The 5,362-nt window shown below is 46.6% G+C and carries 5 protein-coding genes; 1 reads left to right on the forward strand and 4 read right to left on the reverse strand.

Annotated features, from left to right (window positions below):
- The first annotated feature begins 106 nt into the window (after positions 1-106).
- Entirely contained in the window at positions 107-1,141 is a 1,035-nt protein-coding gene (locus WBV75_RS01900) for an HAD family hydrolase (protein WP_424118963.1), read from the forward strand.
- Between the two features lie 46 nt (positions 1,142-1,187).
- Here WBV75_RS01900 and WBV75_RS01905 read toward each other — a convergent pair whose 3' ends face one another.
- The 4 genes from WBV75_RS01905 to WBV75_RS01920 all read right to left on the reverse strand — a co-directional run.
- Positions 1,188-1,847: an ion channel gene (locus WBV75_RS01905; RefSeq protein ID WP_424118964.1), complete on the reverse strand. Its 660-nt coding sequence runs from the start codon at positions 1,845-1,847 to the stop codon at positions 1,188-1,190.
- A gap of 71 nt (positions 1,848-1,918) precedes the next feature.
- Positions 1,919-3,349 (reverse strand): hypothetical protein, encoded by a 1,431-nt coding sequence (locus WBV75_RS01910; protein ID WP_424118965.1) that lies wholly within the window; start codon positions 3,347-3,349, stop codon positions 1,919-1,921.
- 71 nt (positions 3,350-3,420) lie between these two features.
- Entirely contained in the window at positions 3,421-4,665 is a 1,245-nt protein-coding gene (locus WBV75_RS01915) for a cation:proton antiporter (protein ID WP_424118966.1), read from the reverse strand.
- 181 nt (positions 4,666-4,846) lie between these two features.
- The coding region (locus WBV75_RS01920; RefSeq protein ID WP_424118967.1) for a hypothetical protein at positions 4,847-5,362 on the reverse strand (516 nt) is incomplete at its 5' end.

The raw sequence follows: 5,362 nt of genomic DNA on the forward strand, positions 1-5,362 counted from the left end.
GACCTGGGGGTAATTTAAACTCAAAACACAACCAGAGGTTTGATTTTCTGATTTTTAGGAGTACCCTCATTTTAGATATTTTCGGATTGATTTAAAACATACGAGTATGAAAGGCATAAAAAACACATTTGTACTATTCTTATTAATCGCATTGGCATGGAGTTGCCGGAATCAGGAAGCGAAAACCGTCGCTCCTGAATCTGAAGTCGCCGTGCTGGCCGAGGATCCCCTGCCTTCCTGGAATGAGGGCCCTTCCAAGGCTGCCATTACGGCCTTTGTCGAAAAGGTCACCACACAGGGGAGTCCTTCTTTTGTACCCGAAGAAGATCGCATTGCCACCTTTGATAACGATGGCACACTCTGGTCTGAACAACCGATGTATTTTCAATTTACATTTGCCCTGGATCGCATCAGGGCTATGGCACCGGACCACCCGGAATGGTCGGACAAGCAACCTTTTAAGGCCTTGTTGGAAGGTGATATGGAAGCCGTAATGAAAGAGGGTGAGCCGGGATTGATTAAACTCCTTATGGCCTCCCATACGGGGATGACCGGGGATGAATTTGAAGCTTCTGTGCTGGATTGGATTCAAACAGCCCGGCATCCGAAAACAAATCAACCGTACACCAGTATGGTGTATCAACCGATGCTTGAGCTTCTCGAATACCTCAGGGACAATGGGTTTACCACCTTTATCGTTTCCGGGGGAGGAATCGATTTTATGCGCCCCTGGGCTGAAGGGGTATACGGAATACCCTCCCATCAAATTGTAGGGAGCAGTGTAAAGACCCAATTCGATTACAATGACGGCAACCCGGTTTTAAGAAAGATTCCCGAAGTCAATTTTGTGGACGACAAGGACGGAAAACCTGTGGGTATCGACCAGCACATTGGGAAAAAACCCATTTTCGCCGCGGGGAATTCAGACGGCGACCTGCAAATGCTGCAATACACAGCGAGTAATCCGCAGGGGGCTTTTATGCTTTATGTGCATCACACAGATGGGGAACGGGAATGGGCGTACGACCGGGACTCGCATATCGGGCGCCTGGACAAAGGCCTGGATCAGGCTATGGCCGACGGATGGACCGTCGTTGACATGGCTGAGGAATGGAAGGTTATTTATCCCTTCGACCTTTAGGGGAGTAGATTTCTTGTGTTAAAATCCGGGGGATTGCCTTTCGAACTTATTTTCTTTGTTGGTTGATGTATTTGCCCACAACCACCCCCGTGATAATGACCAGGTAAAATTGGCCCAGAAGGCCCACTAAAACCGTGGCTTTCTGGGCTATTTGGGTAGTTGGGGTGATATCTCCGTATCCTATACTCATTAAAGTTATATAAGCCATATAGAGTAGACTCTGATTTTGAGTTGTCGGATTCGAAGAATCCAGGCCTGAGAATGATCCGGGATCAGCCATTTCTATTCCCAGGAATATAAAAAAGGAGATAAGGCCAAGAGCGGTATATCCGCCCATGACTCCAAAGATAACATTACGCGTTACTTCCTCGGTATGCCATACCTCACGGACAATGGCTACGGTCACTATTAAATAGTATAGTACGAGTAAGGCGAATAGAATAAGTTGCAGATATGTATGGTCCCCAAAGCCATAAAAACAATTAATCAATTCAAAAACCAGGGTACTAATAAAGAGTACGGTATAAAAGCGTCGCCATTTCTCCAGCCGATAAATAATCGTAAAGCCAGCACTGATATTCAGGATAATAAATGCAGGTTCCAGAAGGTTTTCAAAAAGCTTGGGCGGAAAGAACAGACTCCCGAATACGACAAGGCAAAAGGAGATCAGGAAGGCTTCGAAACGGTATTTCAGGATTGAGTCCACCAGCTTGGATTGATGGGAAAAGATAGTGGAAAAATTTAATTTGAAGCCATACCACGCGGTTCAGACAGGTCTCAGAACTCAAAATTTGTGATAAAATTTAACTGGTGCAGGTTTCCCCGGTTAAAAACTACCTCGGGCTCTGAATTGTTCAGGTTGTCCCGATACACATAGAGGAATTCCAGATGCATCCCTTCAAAAAAGCCTTTTAGGGCATAATGCAATCGGAGATTAAACTGTTGGTAGGCATCCAGGTTGTATTTATTGAATTCAAAGGCATCCACCTCCGGGCCAAAGGTCCGGGTATAGTCTACACCGGCCGAAAAATGATCAATGCCAAACGTATGGTCCCCGCTTAGGGTGAGCACTCCAGTATCCCCGAAACCATCCAGGCGCGATCTTGAAATCGAGGTGTAGAACCGGTCCCTCCCGAGTTCCCTGGGAAAAAGAAAACGACCGCTGGCCAAAGCCCGGGTGTAGGCCACGCTCCATTCCCAATCAAGACTTCTATACCCTACCTGCCCACTGATTACCTGCCCGCGTTCTTCCGGTTGCATATAGCGCTGTTCATACTCCAGGGATCTTTGAAAATTATCGGGTAGCTGCAATACATATTGCACCCCCAGGTTCCATCCCCGGTATTCATATTCCACCCCGATCCACCCTGAATAGGAAATATTGTGGAGATACCATTGATACAACTCGAAGCTAAAGTTTGAAATACGAGTTTGATACGAGAGCATGGCTATACCTTCGGACTCCAGGTTCTCGTGATACTCGGCCTCTGATCCATCCGGTTGGAAACCCTGAATAAAAAAACCGATTCCTTCTTTAAAAACAAACCACTCCACGGTGCTTCGCGGGGAAATCCGATCTATCCAGGACAAATTGAACCGGTGTTTCTCAAGCAGGTCATAATGCAACCATAGGCCATTATAGGCAAAAGGTTTCATTCTACCGTCCGATCGGTTCTTAAGCGGGGAATCTTCAATGGCCAATTTACCATACGTTGCATAACCGTGTTTGAAGTTGTACCTGATGTAAAGTTCTTCCAAACGGTCCAGGTCGTTGAAGTTATCCGTATCCAGGACATCGAAGAGTTGATGCTCGAATTCTGCAATTCCCCCGGTAATCGGATCTGCTTTATTAAGGTCATTGGAGAATAACTTATAGGTAAAAATTCCGGCAGCTCCGAATTCGAATCCAAAAATCCTATGGGATTTAAATCGCATGGCGCCTCCAATGGCATTGGCGTAATAGTCTGTGAGCGCCCCCTGATTAATCGTATTCATAAAGTAATTCCGGACGTGGCCCGAAATCGTTCCCAGGCCAAAAACATCCTTTAGGGCCTCGATCGATCGCTCGGGGTTGTGGGACTCGGCCTCGAGTATAGTGATGGTATCAGAAGGTGTAGGTGCCTCGTGTTGGGCTTGTGTGCCTGCAAGTCCTGAAAAAAACAAGAACCAACCCCAAAAAAGGGCGAATGATTTTCTTTTTATGTACATCGACTTGAATTACAAGTCAAAATTCCGAAGTTTTTAGAAGACAAAAAGTGACAAAAGTCACATAAGATGGCCTAGGCGCTGCTTTTATTTAGTCTGCCAATAAGCTTGTCTACCGTGAGCCCCTGGCCGATAATCGAGAAGATGACCACCACGTAAGTCATGACCAGAAAAAGATCCCGGAACATAGCCTCTGTAAGGCTCAGGGCCAGGGCGATGGAAATCGCCCCTCTTAATCCCCCCCACGTCATGATAAGGTTCGTGTTGGGGGAGAACTCAAGCGGTTTTTCGAAAATCTTAATGGGTAGCAAAAGGGACAGGTAGCGGCAAACCAGGGTAACCGGTATCATTATAAGCCCCGCAATAATGTATTGGTTCTCAAACTCGAGTACGAGTATTTCCATTCCGATGAGCACAAAGAGAATGGTGTTTAAAAGAATGTCCACGAGTTCCCAGAATTTATCGACGTAAGTCTCGGTCATCACCGACATAGCCGCAGATCGCGCTTCTGTCGCCCCTACCAAAAGGCCAGCCGTAACCATGGCCAAAGGGCCGGAAACATGCAGGTATTGCGCTAAAACGATTCCCCCCATAACAGCGGCCAGGGATATGATCACCTCGATGGCATAGTCGTCTATACTTCGCATCATCCGAAAAGTAATGACCCCTAAAACCAGGCCGAGAAGTACCCCTCCGAGAACTTCTACAACAAACAGTTTTCCTATTTCCACTACGGAAAACGCTTCAGTACCATTGGCTATTCCAAAAATGGTGAGAAAAATAACAACCCCCACACCATCATTAAAGAGGGATTCCCCTACAATTTTGATCTCCAGGTTTTTTGGAGCCCCCACTTTTTTGAGGATCCCCAAAACCGCAATCGGATCGGTAGGGGAGATCAGGGCCCCGAAAAGCAGGCAATACACAAAAGGGACTTCTATACCCAAAACAGGCAGCAGTAGATAAGTGACAGCCCCTACCAGAAACGTGGAGACCAGGACCCCGAAAGTGGCAAAGAACAATACGGGCCACCGGTGTTTTTTGAGTTTATCCAGGTCGGTATGCAAGGCGCCGGCAAAGAGCAAAAAGCCGAGCATCAGGTCCAATAGGACCGTTTTGAAATCAATATGGGTAATTATGTACTTTTCAGCCTGTAGCAGGGAATTGTCAACAGAACTCAACCCAAAAGCCGCCAGGGTAAACAAAATACTGATGACGGTAAGCCCAATTGTATTGGGCAGCTTAAACAAACGAACATTCAGATAGCCGAATAGGGCGGAAAGTAATACCAGAACGGACGCGATAAGAAAGTACTCCATAATCTCAGTGAAGTTAGCGCTAAAAAAATCAAAAGAATTAAGGCTTCTGCCTTGTTCAAATATAGGCAACCCGCTCGAAACAGATTTCTTTTTTTAACTGCTGAATTTATGGAGTACTCTAATCCAAAACCAGGTTCATTTAGGTAGGATGCATCTAATTTCACACCTTCCCCGGGGCGTTTTACCCCCCGTAAATTACCGCTTCAGGAATTTCATAGCGCTCCTCTCCGATATTGATGATATAGAGGTCACTTTCCTTGGAAGCCCTGAATTGACCCCTGTCCGCCTGGCTCTGGTCATATCCAACAGCCCGTCCATTCTGAAAATAGATGACTCGTTTACGCCCATCCTTCTTGGTAATGTGAACGTCTGCATCTCCACTCCCACGTCTCACGACTCCGAAATCACAATTGTTCGTAGGGTTTCCACGCCCCAGCTTACATGGAACCTGACCCCGGGCATCATAGGTAACTCTGCCGGAATTTTGTGACCGGTTATTATACCCTTGTGTATTCCTGGTCTTAATACTGTGGTTGCTGCCGGAACGGTGTACCCTGAGGCTGGAAATGGCATCGTTGAATTTGTCCTCGAGGCAACGAACATCACGAGTATAGGTCTCGCTGGATCCTTCAAAATTGTTCGATTTGTAAACGGTTACGGACCATCCGCTGGGTACGCGAATAGATGATATACGGTC

Origin of the sequence: Robiginitalea sp., assembly GCF_049588695.1 — a bacterium.
Classification (GTDB): domain Bacteria; phylum Bacteroidota; class Bacteroidia; order Flavobacteriales; family Flavobacteriaceae; genus Robiginitalea.

Bases quoted from the DNA above. Each gene is read 5' to 3' on its own strand.
- WBV75_RS01900 (WP_424118963.1), top strand. From the start codon at position 107: ATGAAAGGCATAAAAAACACATTTGTACTATTCTTATTAATCGCATTG.
- WBV75_RS01910 (WP_424118965.1), bottom strand. From the start codon at position 3,349: ATGTACATAAAAAGAAAATCATTCGCCCTTTTTTGGGGTTGGTTCTTG.
- WBV75_RS01915 (WP_424118966.1), bottom strand. From the start codon at position 4,665: ATGGAGTACTTTCTTATCGCGTCCGTTCTGGTATTACTTTCCGCCCTA.